Origin of the sequence: Variovorax sp. 679, assembly GCF_003952185.1 — a bacterium.
Taxonomy (GTDB): domain Bacteria; phylum Pseudomonadota; class Gammaproteobacteria; order Burkholderiales; family Burkholderiaceae_C; genus Variovorax.
The window spans coordinates 76,537-96,375 of record NZ_RXFS01000013.1; the positions used below are offsets into that span (position 1 = coordinate 76,537).

The window sequence follows — 19,839 nt, forward strand, 5'->3', positions numbered from 1 at the left end:
GCGTTTGAGGCATATGATTCAAACGAAACCTTTTGCCCATTCGATTGAATATTTTTCATGCAGCAGTCGATTCTCGAAATACGCCACCTGCGCACGCTCATCGCGCTGCGCGACACCGGCAGCCTGGTGCGCGCGGCACAGCTGCTCAACCTCACGCAGTCGGCGCTGTCTCATCAGATCAAGCTGCTCGAGGACCGCTACGGCGCGCAGCTCTTCGAGCGCAAGTCGGTACCGCCGCAGTTCAGCACCACCGGCCTGCGGCTGCTGCAGTTGGCCGACACCGCGCTGCCACTCGTGGAGGAAGCCGAGCGCGACGTGGCCCGGCTCGCGCTGGGGCGCAGCGGGCAACTTCGCATCGTGGTCGAGTGCCACACCTGCTTCGACTGGCTCATGCCGGCCATGGACGCCTTCCGCCAGCGCTGGCCCGAGATCGAGCTCGACATCGTCTCGGGCTTCCACCCCGACCCGATCGCGCTGGTGATGCAGAACCGTGCCGAGGTGGCGATCGTGTCCGAAGAAGACCCCGGCGAAACGGTGGACTACCACGCCCTGTTCCGCTTCGAGATCATGGCGCTGCTCGGCAACGACCATCCTCTGACAGCCAAGGCCTACCTCACCGCGCGGCACTTCGCTGATCAGACGCTCATCACCTACCCCGTGCCCGACGACATGCTCGACATCGTGCGCCAGGTGCTGGCGCCCGCTGGCGTGGAGCCCGCGCATCGCCGCACCACCGAACTCACGGTGGCGATGCTGCAGCTGGTGGCGAGCGGGCGCGGCGTGGCGACGCTGCCGCTGTGGGCGGTGCAGAACTACCTCGACCGCGGCTACGTCACGGCGCGCCGCGTGGGCAGCAAAGGGCTGACGGGGCGGCTCTACATGGCGTGCACGCAGGGCACCTCGGCGCAGCCGTGGCTCGCCGACTTCGTGCGCATCACGCGCGAGAGCTGCTTCAAGAGCCTGCCGGGCATCGAGCTGCTCTGAGCTTTTTCCGTCTCTTCAGAACCGCGTGCCCACCGACAGCCGCACCATGTTCTGCGTGGTGAAGTTCACCTTCGGGTCGTAGGCCGCGCGAACGAACCAGCGCGGCCAGTCGTAGGTGACGGTCAGCCCCGCGCGGCGGATGAACCGGCCGTCGACCGTGCCCTGCTTGGCCAGCAGGTCGACGGTCAGGCGTTGCCGCTCGGGCAGCGGCAGGCGGTAGACCAGGTGCACGTCCTGCTGGTCGGGGTTCAGCCGGTTGTCGCGAATGAGCGAGAGCGACAGCGCCGTGCCGTCCGTCCACTTGTAGCCGCCGTACACCGTGTACGAATCGTTCGGGTCGAAGTTCAGGTTCGCGTAATTGCGCAGGTTGGTGCGGCCCAGGCCCGTGCCGACGAACCAGCTGTCGCCGGTTTCCACCGCCAGGCTGCCGCCCACGAATCCGCCCGAGGCGGCCTGCAGCGACGGCAGCACCCGCACCGGCCCCAGCGTGAAGGTGTGGTCCCACCCCACGCGCGGCTGCGCGAAGTCGAGCACCGGCGAGCGGAACCAGCCGACCCAGACATTGCCGTCGCCGTAGGTGTAGCGCAGGTTCATGTCCAGCCCCGGCCCCGCCGGCAGGCCGCCGCCGGAAACCCGGTAAGCGCCCACGGTGAGCTTGAACGCCAGCTCGGCCGGCTCGTCGTCGGCCCAGGCGGCCGGAACGAGGCACAGCAGTGCCGCGGCGGCGAATCGGCGATGGCGTGCAAGGGCGTTCAAAACATGCTCGCGCCGATGTTGATGAGCAACGCGAGCACCGTCGTGTTGAAGAGGTAGGCCAGGATGCAGTGCACCGAGCCGATCCGCCGCATGGGCTTCGATACGAAGGACACGTCCGCCGTCTGCCCCGAGGTGCCGATCACCGCCGAGAAGTAGAAGAAATCGCCGTAGGTGGGCGGCTCGTCGTCCGGGAACTGGAGACCGGGCTTGCGCCCCCGCCCCACGCCAGCGTAATAGTCGTGCGCGTAGTGCAGCGTGAACATGACCTGCGTGAAGGCCCACGACGACACCACCGTCAGCCCCGCCAGCGCGATGTGCGCAATTTTCTCCAGGCCGTGCATGTCCTTCACCACCGCGAGTTCGCCGCCGATGGCGGCCAGGCTGGCAATGGCGGACACCACCACCAGCACGAGGATGACGATGCGCCCGTCGTCCTGCAGCTGCGCGCGGTAGCGCATGTGCTGCTGCGACGACCGGGTCATCATGACCGCGGCGAGCAGCACGTACAGGCATGCTCCCGTGTTCCAGGCGATCAGCAGCCTTGTGACCAGATGGGCCTCAACGGCCGAGGGCAGCAGTACGCCGGTCGCAATGGCGATGGCCGTGGCAATGAAGAGTCGCGGCCGGGCGGCCATCTGGCGGAGGAATCTGTGTCGCTGGAGCTTCATGAAGGACTGGTCGCGGCGCGCTGCCGGCGTGGCGGCGCGATGGGCTGACCCGCGACTGTCGGCGATGCTCTCTTGCGGCTACCTGACGAAGCGCCCTTCTCGCGAACCGCATCGAGCAGCCAGTCACGGAAAGCCACGACTTTCGGCCAGTCGCGGCTGGCTTCGGGACACACGAGGTAGTAGGCGAAGTCTTCGAGCCATGTCACGTTCGAGAGCTGGACGAGCCGGCCCTGCGCGATCTCGGAGGCCATCATGGCGGCGGGCAGCAGGGCCGCGCCCTGCCCCGCGAGCACCGCCTGCAGCAGCAGGCTGGTATCGCCGAAAGAAGGCCCACGCGCCGGGCCGGCATCGTCGATGCCCTGCGCCTCGAACCAGAGGCGCCAGCCCTTGCGATCGGCATCGTTCACGCGCGGCCACCGCAGCAGGTCGGCCGGCTGCTTCGGTTTGCCATGCCCGGCGACCAGCGCGGGCGCGGCGACCGGCACCATCTCGACCGTCAGCACGCGCTGGCTCGCAAGCCCGGGGTACTGGCCCATGCCGTGGCGGATGGCAACATCCACGCCGTCGCGCGAGAAATCGGCCAGCGCATTGCTGGTCAGCACCTGCAGGTCGATGTCGGGATGCGCATCCTGGAAGGACTTGAGGCGCGGCACGAGCCAGGCGGAAGCGAAGAACGGCGTGGCGCTCACGGTGAGCAGGCCGGTCTGCGGGGGCACGGCCACCTTCTGCGTGGCGTCGCTGATCTGTCTGAATGCATTGCGCACGGGCGGCAGGTAGGCCTGGCCCGCATCGGTCAGGAAGATGCCCCGGTTGACGCGGCGGAACAGCTGCACGCCGAGGTGCAGTTCCAGCGTCTTGACGAGCTGGCTCACTGCCCCCGGGGTCACGCAGAGTTCGTCCGCCGCGTTCTTCACCGAGAGATGCCGGGCGGCCGCCTCGAAGGCGCGCAGCGCGTTGAGCGGAGGAAGTTGGTGTTCCATTGTTTAGCCGATCTGAACTGAAAGAAGCAGAAATTCTGGTTTGCCGTGGAGGCCCGGAAGCTGGAACATCCACTTTGGTTTTGCCGAGAAAGAGCACTTGGCCTCGAATTCCCGAAACCACGGCGTTAGATATTCTGATTCAGACATCCGCATGATGAACACCCCCTCTCCATCGCAAGGCGCAGGCCTGTTCCGTGGCTGGCTGGTGGTCGCGGGCGCCTTTGCCGTGACCTTCGTCGGCTTCGGCTGTGCCTACACCTTCAGCGCTTTCCTCGAATCGCTGCAGAAAGACTTCGGCGCCTCGCGCGGCTCGGTCTCGCTGGTGTTCTCGCTGGCGGGTTTTCTCTACTTCGGCCTGGGCGTGCTCAGCGGGCCGCTGGCCGACCGCTGGGGTTCGCGGCGGCTGGCCGTCGCCGGCATGGTGCTGGTCGGGCTGGGGCTGGCGCTCGCGGGACAGGCGCGCAGCCTCACGCAGATCTACCTGGCCTACGGGCTGGGCGTCGGCCTGGGGGTGGGCGCCTCGTACGTGCCGGTGCTGGGTGCGGTGCAGCGCTGGTTCGTCCGGCGGCGCGGCTTCGCCTCGGGGCTGGCCGTGAGCGGCATCGGCGTGGGCACGCTAGTGATGCCGCCGCTGGCATCGATCTTCATCGAGACGCTGGGCTGGCGCCACGCGTACCTGGCGCTCGGCGCCCTGGCCGTGGTGGTGGGCGTGGGCATGGCGCTGCTGATCGAGAACGACCCGCGCGACCGCGGGCTGGGCCCCGACGGCGATCCGCCGCAGCCGTTGGCCCCATCGGCCAGACCCGAGGGCTTCACGGTGCGCGATGCCGTGCGCTCGAGGCGCTTCATCGGCCTCTACGTGGCCTGCCTCATCAGCTCGTTCGGCCTGTTCGTGCCTTTCGTGCACCTAGTGCCCTATGCGCTGGACCATGGCGTGCCCAATGCTTCGGCGGTGCTGCTGCTGGGCGCAATCGGCGTCGGAAGTACTGCCGGGCGATTCTTCCTCGGCGGGCTGGCCGACCGCATGGGCCGCGCGCAGACCATGCTGCTGATGTCGACCGGCATGGCGCTGTCGCTGCTCGTATGGGCCGCATCGAGCGGCTTCTGGGGGCTGGCCGTGTTCGCCTTCTTCTACGGCGCGTTCTACGGCGGCTTCGTCGCACTGCTGCCGGCGCTGGTGATGGACTACTTCGGCGGACGCAACATCGGCGCGATCATCGGCGTGCTGTACACCAGCGTGGCCTTCGGCACGCTGGTAGGCCCGGCCGCGGCGGGCTACGCGTTCGACCTCAGCCGAAGCTACCTCTTGCCGATCCTGTTCAGCGTGGGCGCCAACCTGGTAGCGGCCGCCATCATGTGGTCCATGTCGCGGGCGGATGCCTCCGCCTCTGCAAAGCCTGCCACAGCGGGTTCGGCGCGGAGTACAGTGCCGCATGACCCAAGCACAGCCCGCCGCTTCTAGCCCGCCATCCGCATCGGCGGCCCCCGTCGAGATCACGGAGAACCAGGCGATCCTGCGCGCCTGGGTACTCTTCACCGTGCTGTTCGTGGTGGTGATCTGCCTTCTGTGGGTCGTGCAGTCCCGCTACGGCTGACAGCTACCGCCGGCGTCCGGCTCAGGACGCCTTCTTCTGCACCAGCTTCAGCACGCTCGAGAAATCGAGCGCGCCGTGTCCTGCGAGGCTGTGGGCCGCGTACAGGCTGCGCGCCAGCCCGCCCAGCGGCGTGGCCGCGCGCACGGCGGCGGCGTTTTCCTGCGCGAGGCCCAGGTCCTTGAGCATCAGGTCGGTGCCGAAGCCGCCGGCGTAGTTCTTCGATGCGGGAGACGTTTCCATCACGCCCGGCATCGGGTTGTACTTCTCGAGCGCCCAGTTGCCGCCCGAGCTGCGGCGCATGATTTCCGACAGCACCTTCGGATCGAGCCCGTTGGCCACGCCCAGTGCCAGCGCTTCCGATGTGCCGATCATCAGGATGCCGAGGAGCATGTTGTTGCAGATCTTCGCGGTCTGCCCCGCGCCTGCCGCGCCGGCATGGAAGATGTTGGCCCCCATCTTCTCTAGCACCGGGCGGGCGCGCTCCAGGTCCTGCGTCTCGCCGCCGACCATGAAGGTCAGCGTGCCGGCAATCGCGCCGCCGGTGCCGCCCGACACGGGCGCGTCGATCATCGCGATGCCCTTGGCCGCAGCAGCCTCGGCCACCTTGCGCGACGTGGCCGCCGCGATGGTGCTGCTGTCGATCACCAGCGTGCCGGCGCGGATGCTGTCGAGCAGCCCGGGCTTGCCGGCGCCGCCCAGGAACAGGCCCTCGACGTGCGCGCTGGCCGGCAGCATGCTGATGACGACCTCGGCATCGGCCACCGTCTCGGCCGCCGACTTCGCAATGGGCAGGCCCTCGGCGCCGAACTTCTTGCAGGCCTCGGCCGAGAGGTCGAAGGCGCTGAGCGTATGGCCTGCCTTGAGCAGGTTCATGGCCATCGGGCCGCCCATGTTGCCGAGGCCGATGAATGCGATCTTCATGTGTCTTGTCTCCGTTGTTCTGTGCAGGAAGTAGCGAGGGTCAGGCCAGCGACGCCAGCTCCGCCGGCATATCGCCGCGCGGACGCAGGTGGTCTTCGATGAAGGCCGGCGTGATCTCCTCGAGCGTGGCCGGGTTCCAGCGCGGGTTGCGGTCCTTGTCGACCAGCACCGCGCGGATGCCTTCGGCGAAGTCCTTGTGCGCGCAGAAGCCCAGCGAGGCCCAGTATTCGAGGCGAAATACCTCGGCAAGCGACATGCGCAGCACGCGCTGCCACAGTTCGAAGCTCAGCGCGGCCGAGCTCGGCGCGCCCTTGGCGAAGGTCTTGGCCGCCGTCTGCAGCCATGCATCGTCGCTCTGCAGCTCACCCAGGCGCTTCGCGATGTCGAGCAGGTCGTCGCCGGCCATCAGGGCATTGATGGTGTCGTAGTGCTCGCGCACCTTCGAGGCGGGCATTTCGGTGCCTTCGCCCGCCTTGGCGAGGATGCGCGACAGCGTGGCGCGGTCGGCCTTCTGCTCGCCCGCCCACTGCGTCGCGGCGATGGCTTCGAGCACATCGCCCTTGCGCTCCTGCGGCACCAGCACGTCGGCCAGCCCGCAGAAAATGGTGTCGGCGGCATTGACGTTGGCGGCCGTGAGCGCCAGGAACAGCCCGGTGCGGCCCGGCGTGCGGCGCAGGAACCAGCTGCCGCCCACGTCGGGATACAGGCCGATGTTGATCTCGGGCATGGCGATGCGGCTCTGCAGCGTCATCACGCGATGCGAGGCGCCGGCCAGCAGGCCCACGCCGCCGCCCATCACGATGCCGTGGCCCCAGCACAGGAAGGGTTTCGGGAAGGTGTGGATCAGGTAGTCGAGCTCGTACTCCTCGCGGAAGAAGTCCTCCGCGTAGGTGTTGCGCGCGGGGCCGCAGTCGAGCAGCGTCTGGTAGAGCTGGCGCAGGTCGCCGCCGGCGCAGAAGGCCTTCTCGCCCGCGGCCTGCAGCAGCACGCCGACGATGCCGGCGTCGCCCGCCCACTCGCGCAGCTTGGGCGTGAGCAGGCGCACCATGTCCACCGACAGCGCGTTGAGCGAAGCCGGTGCGTTGAGCGTGGCCACGGCAAAGCGCTGGCCGCCGGCGGTCTTGATTTCGTCGAAGAGAACTACGTTGTCTGTCATTGTCTTGAGAGGTTCCGGATGCGGGGCTTCAGCGGATGTCGCTGTCCCCTTCCAGCAATTTTCGCGCAACGATCACGCGCATGATCTCGTTGGTGCCTTCGAGAATCTGGTGCACGCGGGCATCGCGAACCAGCCGCTCCAGCGGGAACTCGCTGAGGTAGCCGTAGCCGCCGTGCAGTTGCAGCGCGTCGTTGCAGACGTTGAAGCCGGCATCTGTCGCGAAACGCTTGGCCATCGCGCAATAGGTGCTCGCATCGGCATGGCCGGCGTCGAGCTTCGATGCCGCAAGCCGCACCATCTGCCGTGCCGCGACCAGCTCGGTCGCCATGTCGGCCAGCTTGAACTGCAGCGCCTGGAAGCTCGCGAGCGGCTTGCCGAACTGCTGGCGCTCGTGCAGGTAGCGGCGCGCCGCGTCGAGCGCGCCCTGGGCCGCGCCCACCGAGCAGGTCGCGATGTTGATGCGCCCGCCGTCCAGCCCCTTCATGGCAATGCGAAAGCCCTCGCCCTCCTTGCCCAGCAGGTTCTGCGCGGGAATGCGCACGTTGTCGAAGTTGATGGTGCGCGTGGGCTGGCTGTTCCAGCCCATCTTGTGTTCCTTCTTGCCGTAGCTGATGCCCGGCGCGTCGGCAGGCACCGCGAAGGCCGAGATGCCGCTCGCGCCCGCGCCGCCCGTGCGCGCCATCAGCACCAGCACATCGGTCGAGCCCGCGCCCGAGATGAAGGCCTTGCCGCCGTTGATGACGTACTCGGTGCCCTGCAGCTCGGCGCGCGTCTTGAGCGAGCCCGCATCCGATCCGGCGCCGGGCTCGGTCAGGCAGTACGACGCGAGCTTGCGCCCGCTCGTCAGCTCTTCGCCCCACTGCTGCGCGACCGCATCGGTCGCCCAGGTGCCGAGCATCCACGTCGCCATGTTGTGGATCGTGATGAAGGCCGTGGTCGAGGGGTCGACCGCGGCCATCTCCTCGAACACCAGCGCGGCGTCGAGGCGCGGCAGGCCCAGGCCGCCGATGCGCTCGGGCGCGTACAGGCCGCAGAAGCCCAGCTCGCCGGCCTTGGCGATCGCCTCCTTCGGGAAGATGGCCTCCGCGTCCCATTGCGCCGCGTGCGGCGCGAACTCGGCCTGTGCAAAGGCTCGCGCGCTCTCGGCGAAGGCGCGCTGCTCTTCGGAAAGTTCGAAGTCCATCCGCCGGACTTCTTACTTCAGGCTGATGGTCGTGTTCACGCCGTGCGAGACGGTGCTGTCGTCGAACCAGCGCGCCGTCACCGTCTTGGTCTGCGTGTAGAACAGCACGACCTGCTTGCCATACGGCCCCAGGTCGCCCAGCTTCGACGCGCGCGAGCCGGTGAACGAGAACATCGGGACCGGCACCGGGATCGGCACGTTGATGCCGACCTGGCCCACGTCGATGTCTTCCTGGAAGCGGCGCGCCGCCGCGCCCGACTGCGTGAAGATCGCCGTGCCGTTGCCGTTCGGGTTGCTGTTGATCAGGTCGATGGCTTCATCGATGTTCTCTGCATCGGCAATGCACAGCACCGGGCCGAAGACTTCCTGGTCATAGATCGTCATGCCGGGCTTCACGCCGGTGAAGATCGTCGGGCCGACGAAGTTGCCCTTCTCGTAGCCGGGAACGGTGGGCTTGCGGCCGTCGAGCACGAGCTTGGCGCCGTCGGCCTCGCCGCGTTCGATCAGGCTGTTCACGCGGTCGTAGGCGGCGCACGAAACCAGCGGCCCCACGTCCACGCCCTTCTCGGTGCCGGCGCCGATCTTCAGCGTCTTCGCCTTCTCGATGAGTTCGGGCACCCAGTTGCGCGCCTCGCCCACCAGCACCGCGACCGACACGGCCATGCAGCGTTGACCGGCAGCGCCGAAGCTCGCGCCGGCCAGCGCGTTGAGCGTCTGCTCCTTATTCGCGTCGGGCATCACGATGGCGTGGTTCTTCGCGCCCATCATGCATTGCGCACGCTTGCCGTTCAGCGTGGCGCGGTTGTAGACATGCGTGCCGACCTTGGTCGAGCCCACGAAGCTGATCGCCTTGATGTCCTTGTGATCGCAGATGCCGTTGACGATCGCCTCGCCGCCATGCACCACGTTCAGCACGCCGGGCGGAATGCCAGCCTCGAGCGCCAGTTCGCACAGGCGCATGGTGACCATCGGGTCCTGCTCGGAGGGCTTCAGCACGAAGGTGTTGCCGGTGACGATGGCCATCGGGAACATCCACAGCGGGATCATGGCCGGGAAGTTGAACGGCGTGATGCCGGCGCACACGCCCAGCGGTTGCAGCAGCGTGTAGGTGTCGACACCGTTGGCCACGTTGTTGGCCAGCTCGCCGAGCTGCAGGTTGCCGATGTTCGATGCGTGCTCGACCACTTCGAGGCCGCGGAACACGTCGCCTTCGGCATCGGGCAGCGTCTTGCCCTGCTCGGCCGTGAGGATCGCGGCGAGCTCGCCCATGTTCTCGCGGATGAGCTGCTGCAGCTTCAGGAAGATGCGTGCGCGCGCGCCGATGGGCGTCTTGCGCCAGGTCTTGAAGGCTTCCTTGGCGGAGGCAACGGCGGCGTCGAGCTCGGCCTGCGTCGCGAAGGGCACCCGGGCCAGCACCTGCTGGGTGGCCGGATTGACGACGTCGCGCCATTCGGTGGTCTTCGATTCGACCAGCTTGCCGCCGATCAGCAGCTTGACGGTGGCGACCTGGGTCGAGGGCGTGGTGGTGGCGTCCATGGGGTTTGTCTCCTGTGAATCCTGTGAAATCGGGTGCCGGGCTGGCCGGTTCGGTCACGCATCCTAGCTTTGCAGATTTGCCATGACAATAGACAAATATGCGCGACGGCTTTGCAAAAATGCAGAGCCTGGAATCGAGGAAAAGAAGGCACATGGACTGGGACAACCTGCGGTACTTCCTGGAGCTCGCCCGCTCGGGCACGCTGATGAGCGCCGCGCGCCGGCTGGAGGTCGATCACACCACCGTGGCACGCCGCATCCAGGCCCTGGAAAAGGAAGTCGGCGCCCCGCTTTTCTCGCGCGAGGCGGGCGGCCACCGGCTCACCGAAGCGGGCCGGCGGCTGCAGCCGCAGGTCGAGGCGATGGAGAGCGCGTTCCAGGCCGTGGAGAGCACGGCGCCCGCTTCACAGGAAGGCCTTTCGGGGCTGGTGCGCATCGGTGCCACCGAGGGCTTCGGAACGGTGATGCTGGCGCCGCAACTCGCACTGTTCGCTGTGCAACACCCCCGGCTCACCATCGACCTGCTCGCGATGCCGCGGCTCGTTCACCTGTCGCGGCGCGAGGCCGACATCGTGATCTCGCTCGAACGGCCCGCGCGCGGCCCGGTGGTCGTCACCAAGCTCACCGACTACACGCTGCGGCTCTATGCATCGAAGCAGTACCTGGCCACGCACAAGCCGATCAGCACGCGAGAAGACCTGCGCGGCCATACCTTCATCAGCTACGTGGACGACCTGCTCTTCAGCAAGGAGCTGCAGTACCTGGACGAACTTCACCGCCCCGAGAGCTTCGCGCTGCGCAGCACCAGCGTGCTCGCGCAGCACAGCGCCGTGGCGGCGGGCGCGGGCATCGCGGTGCTGCCGGCCTTCATCGCGGAGAACGACAGCGCACTGCAGCCCGTGCTGCCGGGGCAGGCTAATTTCACGCGCACCTTCTGGATGTCGATGCCGGCGGAGACCAAGCATCTCGTGCGGATGCAGGCGACGTGGGAGTTCCTGCGCAAGACCGTCGAGGCACAGCGCGAACGGCTGCTGCTCGACGCCGAAGGACGGGGCTGACGGCACCGTCCGAACAAGCTGCCGCTACGCTTCTGCTTCGAGGGCGAGCGCGCCCGCGACGGCGACCGGAGCCGGCCGGCCCGCTTCGGCAAGATCACCCAGATAGCCCCACAGCCGTTCCGCCTGGGCGGCAAGCGGCGCGCGCCGGCGCACGAGCGTGAAGCGCAGTGGCACGTCGAGCTCCCGGCCTCCCGCCCGCACCAGGCGCTTCGCATCGAGATCATCCCGGACCAGCGCTTGCGGCAGCCACGCCACGCCCAGGCTGGACAGCGCCATGAACCGCAGCCCGTCCGTCAGGCTGGCGCTGTGGTTCTGCTGCAGGCGCAGCGCGCCGCTGCGCTGCAGCATCGGCGCCAGCGACCAGCCCAGGTGGCACTCCTCTGCGTAGCCGAGGAAGGAAACCGGCTCGGCGCCGCGATCCCGCAGGTCGAACAACGGCCGGCCTGCCGCGTTGGGCGCGCTCACCGGCACGAGCTGCTCGCACCCCAACTCCAGCAGCATCTGGCAGTCGCCCGCATCGAAGGCCGCGCCCAAACGGGCAGCCACCGCGCCAGCCTCGTCGAACAGCGCGACCACGTAGTCCGCCGTACCGTCCGCGAGCATCTCGAAGCATTCCGGCAGGTTATCGGAGTTCACGCTGAACTTGGCGCTCCTGAAGTCGTTGTGCAGCCTCGGCACCCAGTCGGGAAAGAACACGGCCGACATGATGTGCGGCGCCGCGAAGCAGATGCGCAATTGCCTGTCCTCACCGTCGACCTTGATGGACTTGCGCAGCCCCTCAAGAGCGTAGACGACCTCCGAGGAGATGGCCTGCAGACGCTGGCCCGCCTGCGTGAGCTCCAGAGCCGCCGTGCGCCGGTCGAACACTGGCGCGCCGATCCACTGCTCCAGGCTCTGGATGCGCCGGCTCAATCCGGACACCGACACATGGCAGCGCTCGGCCGCGCGGCTGAAGCTGCGGGTCTGGCACAGGACGAGGAAGTCCTTGAGGGTGACCAGGTCGATCATTTTGCGATTTCCTCAACAAATGGCGGTCGCTGCAGTCTAGCGCGCTCCTTCCTTTTCGAAGGCATCTTCCGGGCGCCATCCATTGCGTATTCCGCAAACCGCTGCGAGCAACCGGCAACACGCGGAAGGCTCCCGCCCAACAGAATTCCTGCACGTTCAAACCACCCCTGAGTTGCAGATGTCGTCCTCTCCAGACCAGCGCCTTCGCGGCGTGCTCGCCCCGGTTCTCACACCCTTCGACGCCGGACTGAAGCCCGACGCCACGCGCTTCGTGCGCCTGTGCCAATGGCTGGTGGCGCAGGACTGCGGCCTGGCCATGTTCGGAACCAACTCCGAAGGCAACTCGCTCGCCGTGAGCGAGCGCATCGACCTGCTGGAGCAGGCCATCTCCGCCGGCGTGCCCGCCGCGCGCATGCTGCCGGGCACGGGCAGCTGCTCGCTGGTCGACGCCGTCCGCCTGACCCGGGCGGCGGTCGACCGCGGCTGCGCCGGCGTGCTCGCGCTGCCGCCGTTCTATTACAAGAGCATCACCGACGACGGTCTCTTCGCCTTCTTCAGCGAAGTGATCGAGCGGGTCGGCGACCCGCGCCTGCGCGTCTACCTGTATCACATCCCCCCGGTGGCGCAGGTCGGCTTCTCGCATGCGCTGGTCGAGCGCCTGCTGCGGCGCTACCCGGGCGTGGTGGCCGGCATGAAGGACACCGGCGGCGACTGGGCCTACACCGCGCGAACCATCGAGCTTTTCGGCAGCGAGGGCTTCGACGTCTTCGCGGGCACCGAGACCATCCTGCTCGACACCTTGCGCCGCGGCGGTGCCGGCTGCATCTCGGCGACCGCCAACGTCAACCCGAAGGCCATCGTGGCGCTGTTCTCCTCGTGGCAGGACGAAGACGCGCCCGCGCGGCAGGCGGCACTCAACGCGGTGCGCTCGAAGTTCGCCGCCTATCCGCTGATTCCCGCCATGAAGTCGGCCATCGCCATGGCCACGAACGACCCGCAATGGACGCGCGTGCGTCCGCCGCTCGAGGCGCTCGACGCCGGCCAGCAAGAGGCCCTGGGGCAAGCCCTGCGGGAACAGTCGTTCGCCATCACCGACCTCGACTGAGTCGATGGCCCCCCGCATATCCCCCCTGGCCCCCTTCACCGACGCCGAACTGGCGCGCATGCGCCGCGACACGCCGGCCTGGGGCCGCCACGCGCACTTCGCTCATGGCTCGGCCAGCCTGCCGCCGGAGCCTGTCTACGCGGAGTGGCAGGCATGGATGGAAGCCGAACGCATGCTGGGCGCGCAGCGCGCCGCCGAAAGGCATGTCGACGCCCTGCACGAGGCGCGAGACAGCGTCGCGCGTCTCGTCAACGCGCAGCCCCACCAGGTCGCCTTCCTCTGCTCCGCCAGCCAGGCGTGGGCCGCCGCAATGAGCGCGGCGCTGTCCGGTGACCGCAAGGCACATGTCGTCACGACGCACGACGAGTACGGCGCGAACGCGCTCTATCTGCTGACCGCCGCACAGCGCAGGCGGCTGCACTTCTCCGTCGTCTCCGCGAGGCCGGGGCCAGTACCGCTGTTGCAGCGGCTGGACGAAGCGCTGAGCCGCATCGACACGGGCTGCCTGCCCGTGGTGTCGCTCACGGCAGTTCCCACCGCATGGGGCGTCGTCACACCGGTGCACGACGTGGCGCGGCGCGTGCACGAGCGCGGCGGCCTCCTCTTCCTGGATGCCAGCCATGCCGTGGGCCAATTGCCGGTCGACATGCAGGCCGTCGGTTGCGACGTGCTGGTGTTTCCCGCGCGCAAATGGCTGCGCGGCCCCAAGGGCGTGGGCGTGCTGTGCCTGTCCGACCGTGCGCTCGACATGCTGGGGCAGCCCGACACCGTCGACGTGGCCGGCGCGCAATGGCTGGCTGGCGACCGCGTGCGGCCGTGGCCGGATGCCCGGCGCTTCGAGGGCCACGGCTTCCACCCCGGCCTTCGCCTGTCGCTCGGCGCGGCCTGCGAATACGCGATGGCCGTGGATCCGGCGCGCATCGCCTGCCGGAACATGCAGGTGCGCCAGCGCGTGGCCGATGCGCTCTACGAGCACTTCGGCTGGCAATCATTAGAGGCAGGGCATCCGGGCGCGACCGCCATGCTGACCTACGCCCTCCCCCGCACGGCCGGCGACGGCGATGCGTTCGTGCGCAGCCTGTGGGACACGGGCGTCAATGCGTCCTTCGTCGGCACGCAGTACGCCCGCTGGGCGCTGGATGCCGCCGGCCTGCCCGGTGTGCTGCGGCTGACACCGCACTACCTCACCGACGACGACGAGATCGCGCGCCTCGCGCACGCCATCCGGCAGTTGATCCAGACCACGGACCGCCGTCGGCCGGCCGCGCTGCCAATGACATGACCGTGCGGCGCGCGGCGCCGATTCCATTCGCGACAAATACAAAAGGAGACAACCCATGCACCAGACCCTTTCTTCCGGCCTTCGCCTCGCAGGCACGCTGCTCGCGGCCGTGTTCGCCAGCGCAAGCCCGCCGGCCTCCGCGCAGGCCTACCCATCGAAGCCGATCACCGTCGTCATCCAATACCCGGTAGGCGGCCCTTCCGACGCGCTGGCGCGCATCGTCGCGCCGCGCATGCAGGCAGCGCTCGGACAGCCTTTGGTGATCGACGCCAGGGTGGGCGCCGGCGGCAACATCGGCACCGACGCCGTGGCAAAGGCCAGGCCCGATGGCTACACACTGCTGCTGTCGTCCAGCGGGCCGCTGGCCATCAGCCCCTGGCTCTACCCGAAGCTGCCCTACAACCCGCTGAAGGACCTGGCCCCGGTCGTGCAGCTCGCGGCGGTGCCGCTGGTCCTCGAGGTCAACGAAGCGAGCCCGGCGCGCAGCGCGGCGGCCTTTCTGTCCATGCTGAAGGCGAACCCCGGCAAGTACAGCTTCGGCTCGTCGGGCAACGGCACGCCGCAGCATCTCTCGGCCGCGCTGCTCGGGTCGCTCGCGGGCGTCACCGCCACGCACGTGCCGTACAAGGGGCAGGCCCCGATGGCCAACGACCTGATGGGCGGGCAGATCGACTTCGCGATCGACAGCATGGTGTCGGCCATGCCGAACCTCGCGACGGGCCGGCTTCGCGCGCTGGCCGTCACGAGCAGGAAGCGCTCGCCCCTGCTGCCAGAGGTGCCCACGCTGGAAGAAGCCGGCGTGCCCGGCTACGAGGCGCTCGCCTGGTATGGCCTGCTGGCGCCGGCAGGCACGCCCCGCGCCATCGTCGACAAGCTCAACGAAGCGGCACGCAAGGCACTCGACACGCCCGCGGTGCGCGAGCAGATCGCGAGGCTCGGCAGCGCGCCCGTGCACGCCACGCCTGAACAGTTCGGTGCCTTCATCAAGGCCGAGCACGACAAGTGGGGGCCGATCGTGAAGAGCACCGGCGCCATCGTCGACTGAGCCCCCTTTCATACACACGCCCCATGAAAATCGTCGGCATCGCGGAACGCACCGTCCCCATCGCCTCGCCGCTGCGCAACGCGCGCGTGGACTTCAGCGAGATCACAGCCAGCGTGGTGGCCGTCGCCACCGACCAGTTCCGCGATGGTCGCCGGGTCGTCGGCTACGCCTTCAACTCCTTCGGCCGCTACGGCTGCGGCGGCCCCCTGCGCGAGCGCTTCATCCCGCGACTGCTGCGGGCATCACCGCACGAACTGAACGACCCCGCCACCGGCATCGTCGAACCCGGCCATGCCGTCGACCTGCTGCTGAAGCGCGAGAAGGCCGGCGCGCATGCCGAGCGCTCCATGGCGGTCGGCACGCTGGAACTCGCGCTCTGGGACATCGTCGGGAAAATGCGCGGACTGCCGCTGTACCGAGTGCTGGCCGAACGCTTCGCGCCGCCAGGCACGGAGGCGCCGCACGCCGTGCGCTGCTACGCGGGCGGCGGCTTCTATCGCGAACGCGACGACCTTGCCCGGCTCGGCGACGAAGTGCGCGGCCATCTCGACGCCGGCTACACCGAAGTCAAGATCAAGGCTGGCGGGCTTCCGATGACCGACGAGCTTCGCCGCATCGAGTCGGTGCTGGCGCTCGTGAAGTCGGGCTCGCGGCTCGCGCTCGATGCCAGCTGCGCCTTCGAACGCCAAGAGGCACTCGCCTTCGCCCGTGCCATCACACCCTACGGGCTGCGGTGGCTCGAGGAGCCCTGCGATCCGGGCGACTTCGAGACTTACCGCGCGGTGAGCGAGGCCTATCCGGGCATCGTGGCCGGCGGCGAGAACCTGTTCTCCCGCGAGGAGGCGGACAACTTCCTGCGCTACGGCCGCTTCGGTGGACGCATCGTGCTGCAGCCCGATCCGCCGCTAGCTTACGGCATCCGCGAGCTGCACCACATCGTGGAAGTGGCACTGGCGCATGGCGTCGCGCGAGAGAACGTCGTGCCGCATGGCGGCAACATGATGTCGCTGCATGCGACCGCGGGCCTCGGCCTCGGGAGCGCGGAGTCGTACCCAGGCCTCTTCGGCCCCTTCGGCGGCTTCAGCCGCGAGGTCCGCGTGCACGATGGGTTCGCGACCCTGCCCGAAGCGCCGGGCATCGGGTTCGAGGAGCAGCCCGCGCTGTACGGAATCTTCCGCGAACTCTCCGCCAGTCTGGGCACCTGATCGCTTCGGGTCGAGCGACGGCCCGGCCTTCTGCTCCAGAATGCGTGGATAACCCTCGGACACGCGCAAGGAGACTCCCACGATGGCACGTCATCGCCCCGCTCGCCTGACCCACATCGCCGGCATCGGCGTCGACCGCATGGGCGCCATTGCCGACGACGCAAGCGGCCCGCCCTTCCTGCGGCTCGAGAACCTCGACGTAGACATCCCGCCCGACCCCGAAGCCGTCGCGCGCACCGTGCGTGCCGCCTCGGAAGACTCCGACAACAGCTACCTGCCCTTCGTCGGCCAGTCGCGATTGCGCGACGTGGCGGCGCGCCATGTATCGGCGCTGTCGGGCGTGGAATACAGCGGCGCGCGCAACTGCGTGATCTCCGCGGGCGGGCTCTCGGGCATCCTCAACGCGCTGCTCGCCACCGTCGAAGTGGGCGACGAGGTGCTGGTGACCGACCCGACCTACGCGGGCCTGCTCAATCGCATCCGGCTCGCGGGCGGCACGCCGAAGTACGTGCCCTTCAGCTTCACGCCCGGCGGCGAATGGAAGCTCGACCGCGCCGCGCTGCGGGCCGCCGTCGGCCCGCGCGTGCGCACGATGCTGCTGATGTCGCCCTCGATGCCCACCGGCGGCTGCTTCGACGAGGAAGACTGGCGCGCCATCGCGGCGCTGTGCGTGCAGCACGACCTGACGCTGATCCTCGACAGCGCGATGGAACGGCTGCTTTTCGATGGCCGCAAGCTCATCCACCCCGCGGGCCTGCCCGGCATGGCCGAGCGCACCATCACCGTGGGCTCATCGGCCAAGGAACTGCGCATGATCGGCTGGCGCGTGGGCTGGACCGTGGCGCCCGAGAGCTACATGCCCGACCTCGTGGCCGTGTCGCTGGCCAATGTCGTGGTGCCGGTGGGCATCGCGCAGGATGCGGTGGCTACGGCGCTGGAACAATCAGCGCACACGCTCGCGCCATACGTTGGCGAACTCGAGCGTCGGCGCGACACGGTGCTCGACGAACTCAAGGGCCTGCCGGTCGGCGTGCCGGGCGGCGGCTGGTCGCTGCTGCTGCGCACGAGCGACTTCGGCATCGACGGGCAGACGTTGTCGCAGCGCCTGCTGTCCCACCGCGTCTGCGCCACCGCGATGCAGGGCTGGGGCGAGACGCATGGAGCCCAGTACCTGCGCTTCGTGTTTTCCAACGAGCCGGTGGAGCGGCTGCGTGGGCTGGGCGAGAAAGTGCGGGCAGCGCTGGGAGCCTAAGGCCATACCGGCAGGTCGCTTCCAGGCGGCATCGATGGCCGCACCCATGCAACGGGCGTGCGCTGCAACTGCGCGCTGTGGCGCAGCGCAGCCAGCCTGCCGAATCCGGAGTCCGAGACTTCGACATACGGCTTCAGCTCGGGCCTGCCAGCCGAGAGCCCGCCTTGGACACGACCTAGACTGCGCAGCCACTGCCCGGTCTGCGCCAGCGAAACCTGCACATGCCAGCTTCCGCCTTGCTGCTGCTGCCGCCAGAGCGCGGCGGCGGCACCGAAGGCGATCAGGTAGCCGGTGGCCTCGTCGAGGATCTGCATGGGCAGCGGCTTCGGCTTGCCGTCGCCAGCGGCCTCGCCTTCAGCGTGGTTGAAGCCCATCGCCGTCTGCACCAGGGAATCGAAGCCCCGGCGACCTGCCCACGGCCCCTGCGTGCCGTAGGCACTGAGCGACACGCACACGATGCCCGGCCGCATCCGCGCCAGCTCCGCCGGCCCGAAGCCTCGCGCCGCGATCCCACCCGGCCTGTAGCCCTGCACGAACACGTGCGCGTCGGCAACAAGCCACTGCAGCGCACTTCGCCCCTCCTCGGTCTGCAGGTCGGCATGCACCGACAGCTTGCCCCTGCTGGTGTCGGCGATCGCGCTGATGTTCGGCAGGTTCGGCGAATTCACTAGCATCACGTCGGCACCATAGGCTGCGAGCGCCCGCCCGCCCACCGGGCCCGCCAGCACGCGCGTGAGATCGAGCACGCGCAGGCCCGACAGGGGCCGCTGGTCGTCGCGCAACGGCGGCAGCGCGAGCGGCGGTGCGTCCTCGCCGATGCGCTCGATGGTGAAGAGAGGCTGCGCGGCGATGGCCTGGCCTTGCGGCGTGGCATCCCATTCATCGAAACGCCGCAGTGCCGTCGCGACCAGCCCCGCGGCTGCAGCGGCGTCCTCGAAGTCGTGGGCACGCCAACCGGCCATCGCAGCCTCGGCATCCGAGCGCGTGGCGGTGGCCGGGTCGAGCCTCATCAACCGCAGTGCGCCGTCCCGGTGATGCGCGAAGTTCGCGTGCACGCGAACCCATCCGTCGGCACAACGATAGAGCCCCGAGAACGCATCCCACGGATCCGGCACCTGCCCGTCGAGGCTGAACCAGCCCGTGCACTCCAGCGCCGCATGGAGCATGTCGACACCGACCTGCTGGCGCCCGGTGCCTCGCAGATGCCCCAGTTCGCAAGCAGCCAGCGCAGCCGCGGCGACGGTGCTCTGCGCCGCGGTGCCGACCGCGAAGGACGACGGCAGCACCGGTTCGGCGCCCGTGAGCCGCGCAAAGGAAAGGGCCTCTTCAGGCAGGCCCGCGTGCCGCCAGATGCCGGCCAGAACTTCGCTCGCGTTCATTTCGGTTCTCCAATGCAAAAAGGCAGGGTCCGCTTTTGCGGCCCTGCCTTCGTTGTCGTTGCGTCGAGCGCCTCGTCGGCCGGTCGTTACTGGATCAGCTTCGCGCCCGTCTTCGCCTGCAGCGTGTCGAAGCTCACGCCCGGCGCCAATTCGACCACCTTCAGGCCCTCGGGCACCACGTCCATTACGGCCAGGTCGGTGATGATGCGGTCGACCACGCCCACGCCGGTCAGTGGCAGGGTGCACTTCTCGAGGATCTTCAGATCCTCGGTGCCGTCCTTTTTCTTTGCCACGTGCTCCATCAGCACGATCACGCGCTTCACGCCGGCCACGAGGTCCATCGCGCCGCCCATGCCCTTGACCATCTTGCCGGGGATCATCCAGTTGGCGAGGTCGCCCTTGGTGCTGACTTGCATCGCGCCCAGGATCGACAGGTTGATCTTGCCGCCGCGGATCATCGCGAAGCTGTCATGGCTGCCGAAGATGGCGGAGCCGGGCAGCGTGGTCACGGTCTGCTTGCCGGCGTTGATCAGGTCGGCGTCGACCTGGTCTTCGGTCGGGAACGGGCCGATGCCGAGCATGCCGTTCTCGCTCTGCAGCCACACTTCCTTGTCGCCGGTGTGGTTGGCCACCAGCGTCGGAATGCCGATGCCGAGGTTGACGTAGAAGCCGTCTTCGAGTTCTTGGGCGGCGCGGGCCGCCATCTGGTCTTGGGTCCAGGGCATC

Annotated in this window: 19 protein-coding genes; 9 read left to right on the forward strand and 10 right to left on the reverse strand. The window is 68.5% G+C overall.

What is annotated here, in order from left to right; all coding sequences use genetic code 11:
• Positions 1–57: 57 nt before the first annotated feature.
• A complete protein-coding gene (locus EJO71_RS28505; RefSeq protein WP_125952023.1) occupies positions 58–984 on the forward strand; it encodes a LysR family transcriptional regulator in 927 nt (308 codons plus the stop codon).
• Between the two features lie 15 nt (positions 985–999).
• Here the strand turns inward: EJO71_RS28505 and EJO71_RS28510 are convergent, their stop codons facing one another.
• From EJO71_RS28510 to gcvA, 3 genes are read right to left on the reverse strand one after another with little or no spacing between them, the layout of a single operon-like run.
• Entirely contained in the window at positions 1,000–1,740 is a 741-nt protein-coding gene (locus tag EJO71_RS28510; RefSeq protein WP_240651548.1) for a hypothetical protein, read from the reverse strand.
• Positions 1,737–2,375: a DUF1345 domain-containing protein gene (locus EJO71_RS28515; protein ID WP_125952024.1), complete on the reverse strand. Its 639-nt coding sequence runs from the start codon at positions 2,373–2,375 to the stop codon at positions 1,737–1,739. The genes EJO71_RS28510 and EJO71_RS28515 overlap by 4 nt, the downstream gene beginning before the upstream one ends.
• 29 nt (positions 2,376–2,404) lie before the next feature.
• Positions 2,405–3,388 (reverse strand): transcriptional regulator GcvA, encoded by a 984-nt coding sequence (gcvA, locus tag EJO71_RS28520; RefSeq protein WP_125952025.1) that lies wholly within the window; start codon positions 3,386–3,388, stop codon positions 2,405–2,407.
• 154 nt (positions 3,389–3,542) lie between these two features.
• Between gcvA and EJO71_RS28525 the strand changes: the two genes are divergently transcribed.
• Both EJO71_RS28525 and EJO71_RS34470 read left to right on the forward strand, forming a co-directional pair.
• Positions 3,543–4,850, forward strand: coding sequence for an MCT family MFS transporter (locus EJO71_RS28525; RefSeq protein ID WP_206169059.1), 1,308 nt, complete (start codon positions 3,543–3,545; stop codon positions 4,848–4,850).
• Positions 4,822–4,983 (forward strand): hypothetical protein, encoded by a 162-nt coding sequence (locus EJO71_RS34470; RefSeq protein WP_164546922.1) that lies wholly within the window; start codon positions 4,822–4,824, stop codon positions 4,981–4,983. Before EJO71_RS28525 ends, EJO71_RS34470 begins: the two co-directional genes overlap by 29 nt.
• A gap of 21 nt (positions 4,984–5,004) precedes the next feature.
• On the opposite strand, the gene mmsB is transcribed toward EJO71_RS34470, so the two are convergent.
• Genes mmsB through EJO71_RS28545 form a run of 4 tightly spaced genes read right to left on the reverse strand, consistent with a single transcriptional unit; the run spans position 5,005 to position 9,779 of the window.
• Positions 5,005–5,904 (reverse strand): 3-hydroxyisobutyrate dehydrogenase, encoded by a 900-nt coding sequence (gene mmsB / locus EJO71_RS28530; RefSeq protein ID WP_125952027.1) that lies wholly within the window; start codon positions 5,902–5,904, stop codon positions 5,005–5,007.
• 40 nt (positions 5,905–5,944) lie between these two features.
• Positions 5,945–7,060, reverse strand: a complete 1,116-nt coding sequence (locus EJO71_RS28535) for an enoyl-CoA hydratase/isomerase family protein (RefSeq protein ID WP_125952028.1) — start codon at positions 7,058–7,060, stop codon at positions 5,945–5,947.
• Positions 7,061–7,088: 28 nt separating this feature from the next.
• The gene (locus tag EJO71_RS28540) at positions 7,089–8,243 is read right to left on the reverse strand and encodes an acyl-CoA dehydrogenase family protein (RefSeq protein WP_125952029.1); all 1,155 of its coding nucleotides are present in this window, start codon (positions 8,241–8,243) and stop codon (positions 7,089–7,091) included.
• A 12-nt stretch (positions 8,244–8,255) separates the two neighbouring features.
• Entirely contained in the window at positions 8,256–9,779 is a 1,524-nt protein-coding gene (locus EJO71_RS28545) for a CoA-acylating methylmalonate-semialdehyde dehydrogenase (RefSeq protein WP_125952030.1), read from the reverse strand.
• A 152-nt stretch (positions 9,780–9,931) separates the two neighbouring features.
• Here EJO71_RS28545 and EJO71_RS28550 point away from each other — a divergent pair, with 152 nt between their 5' ends.
• Positions 9,932–10,837 carry a LysR family transcriptional regulator gene (locus tag EJO71_RS28550; protein ID WP_125952031.1) on the forward strand — a complete coding sequence of 302 codons (906 nt, stop codon included), beginning with the start codon at positions 9,932–9,934 and terminating at the stop codon, positions 10,835–10,837.
• 24 nt (positions 10,838–10,861) lie between these two features.
• Here EJO71_RS28550 and EJO71_RS28555 read toward each other — a convergent pair whose 3' ends face one another.
• On the reverse strand, positions 10,862–11,845 hold the full coding sequence (locus tag EJO71_RS28555) for a LysR substrate-binding domain-containing protein (protein ID WP_125952032.1): 984 nt from the start codon (positions 11,843–11,845) through the stop codon (positions 10,862–10,864).
• Positions 11,846–12,023: 178 nt separating this feature from the next.
• On the opposite strand from EJO71_RS28555, the gene EJO71_RS28560 reads away from it, so the two are divergent.
• The 5 genes from EJO71_RS28560 to EJO71_RS28580 all read left to right on the forward strand — a co-directional run bounded on the left by EJO71_RS28560 (position 12,024) and on the right by EJO71_RS28580 (position 17,734).
• Positions 12,024–12,950, forward strand: a complete 927-nt coding sequence (locus EJO71_RS28560) for a dihydrodipicolinate synthase family protein (protein ID WP_125952033.1) — start codon at positions 12,024–12,026, stop codon at positions 12,948–12,950.
• Positions 12,951–12,954: 4 nt separating this feature from the next.
• Positions 12,955–14,232, forward strand: coding sequence for an aminotransferase class V-fold PLP-dependent enzyme (locus tag EJO71_RS28565; protein WP_125952034.1), 1,278 nt, complete (start codon positions 12,955–12,957; stop codon positions 14,230–14,232).
• 55 nt (positions 14,233–14,287) lie between these two features.
• Complete coding sequence (locus tag EJO71_RS28570; RefSeq protein WP_125952035.1) at positions 14,288–15,277, forward strand: tripartite tricarboxylate transporter substrate binding protein; 990 nt, start codon at positions 14,288–14,290, stop codon at positions 15,275–15,277.
• A gap of 23 nt (positions 15,278–15,300) precedes the next feature.
• Positions 15,301–16,482: an enolase C-terminal domain-like protein gene (locus EJO71_RS28575; RefSeq protein ID WP_125952036.1), complete on the forward strand. Its 1,182-nt coding sequence runs from the start codon at positions 15,301–15,303 to the stop codon at positions 16,480–16,482.
• An 82-nt stretch (positions 16,483–16,564) separates the two neighbouring features.
• Positions 16,565–17,734, forward strand: coding sequence for a pyridoxal phosphate-dependent aminotransferase (locus EJO71_RS28580; RefSeq protein WP_125952037.1), 1,170 nt, complete (start codon positions 16,565–16,567; stop codon positions 17,732–17,734).
• Here the strand turns inward: EJO71_RS28580 and EJO71_RS28585 are convergent.
• Positions 17,731–19,113, reverse strand: a complete 1,383-nt coding sequence (locus tag EJO71_RS28585) for a CoA transferase (RefSeq protein WP_125952038.1) — start codon at positions 19,111–19,113, stop codon at positions 17,731–17,733. The two genes, EJO71_RS28580 and EJO71_RS28585, sit on opposite strands and share 4 nt — an antisense overlap.
• 86 nt (positions 19,114–19,199) lie before the next feature.
• Complete coding sequence (locus EJO71_RS28590; protein WP_125952039.1) at positions 19,200–19,838, reverse strand: 3-oxoacid CoA-transferase subunit B; 639 nt, start codon at positions 19,836–19,838, stop codon at positions 19,200–19,202.
• Between the last annotated feature and the right edge of the window lies 1 nt (position 19,839).

What these genes read in the sequence shown, in the direction of transcription:
- EJO71_RS28505 (WP_125952023.1), top strand. Translation starts at nt 58, where the DNA reads ATGCAGCAGTCGATTCTCGAAATACGCCACCTGCGCACGCTCATCGCG.
- EJO71_RS28515 (WP_125952024.1), bottom strand. Translation starts at nt 2,375, where the DNA reads ATGGCCGCCCGGCCGCGACTCTTCATTGCCACGGCCATCGCCATTGCG.
- gcvA (WP_125952025.1), bottom strand. Translation starts at nt 3,388, where the DNA reads ATGGAACACCAACTTCCTCCGCTCAACGCGCTGCGCGCCTTCGAGGCG.
- EJO71_RS28525 (WP_206169059.1), top strand. Translation starts at nt 3,543, where the DNA reads ATGAACACCCCCTCTCCATCGCAAGGCGCAGGCCTGTTCCGTGGCTGG.
- EJO71_RS34470 (WP_164546922.1), top strand. Translation starts at nt 4,822, where the DNA reads ATGACCCAAGCACAGCCCGCCGCTTCTAGCCCGCCATCCGCATCGGCG.
- mmsB (WP_125952027.1), bottom strand. Translation starts at nt 5,904, where the DNA reads ATGAAGATCGCATTCATCGGCCTCGGCAACATGGGCGGCCCGATGGCC.
- EJO71_RS28535 (WP_125952028.1), bottom strand. Translation starts at nt 7,060, where the DNA reads ATGACAGACAACGTAGTTCTCTTCGACGAAATCAAGACCGCCGGCGGC.
- EJO71_RS28540 (WP_125952029.1), bottom strand. Translation starts at nt 8,243, where the DNA reads ATGGACTTCGAACTTTCCGAAGAGCAGCGCGCCTTCGCCGAGAGCGCG.
- EJO71_RS28545 (WP_125952030.1), bottom strand. Translation starts at nt 9,779, where the DNA reads ATGGACGCCACCACCACGCCCTCGACCCAGGTCGCCACCGTCAAGCTG.
- EJO71_RS28550 (WP_125952031.1), top strand. Translation starts at nt 9,932, where the DNA reads ATGGACTGGGACAACCTGCGGTACTTCCTGGAGCTCGCCCGCTCGGGC.
- EJO71_RS28555 (WP_125952032.1), bottom strand. Translation starts at nt 11,845, where the DNA reads ATGATCGACCTGGTCACCCTCAAGGACTTCCTCGTCCTGTGCCAGACC.
- EJO71_RS28560 (WP_125952033.1), top strand. Translation starts at nt 12,024, where the DNA reads ATGTCGTCCTCTCCAGACCAGCGCCTTCGCGGCGTGCTCGCCCCGGTT.
- EJO71_RS28565 (WP_125952034.1), top strand. Translation starts at nt 12,955, where the DNA reads ATGGCCCCCCGCATATCCCCCCTGGCCCCCTTCACCGACGCCGAACTG.
- EJO71_RS28570 (WP_125952035.1), top strand. Translation starts at nt 14,288, where the DNA reads ATGCACCAGACCCTTTCTTCCGGCCTTCGCCTCGCAGGCACGCTGCTC.
- EJO71_RS28575 (WP_125952036.1), top strand. Translation starts at nt 15,301, where the DNA reads ATGAAAATCGTCGGCATCGCGGAACGCACCGTCCCCATCGCCTCGCCG.
- EJO71_RS28580 (WP_125952037.1), top strand. Translation starts at nt 16,565, where the DNA reads ATGGCACGTCATCGCCCCGCTCGCCTGACCCACATCGCCGGCATCGGC.
- EJO71_RS28585 (WP_125952038.1), bottom strand. Translation starts at nt 19,113, where the DNA reads ATGAACGCGAGCGAAGTTCTGGCCGGCATCTGGCGGCACGCGGGCCTG.
- EJO71_RS28590 (WP_125952039.1), bottom strand. Translation starts at nt 19,838, where the DNA reads ATGCCCTGGACCCAAGACCAGATGGCGGCCCGCGCCGCCCAAGAACTC.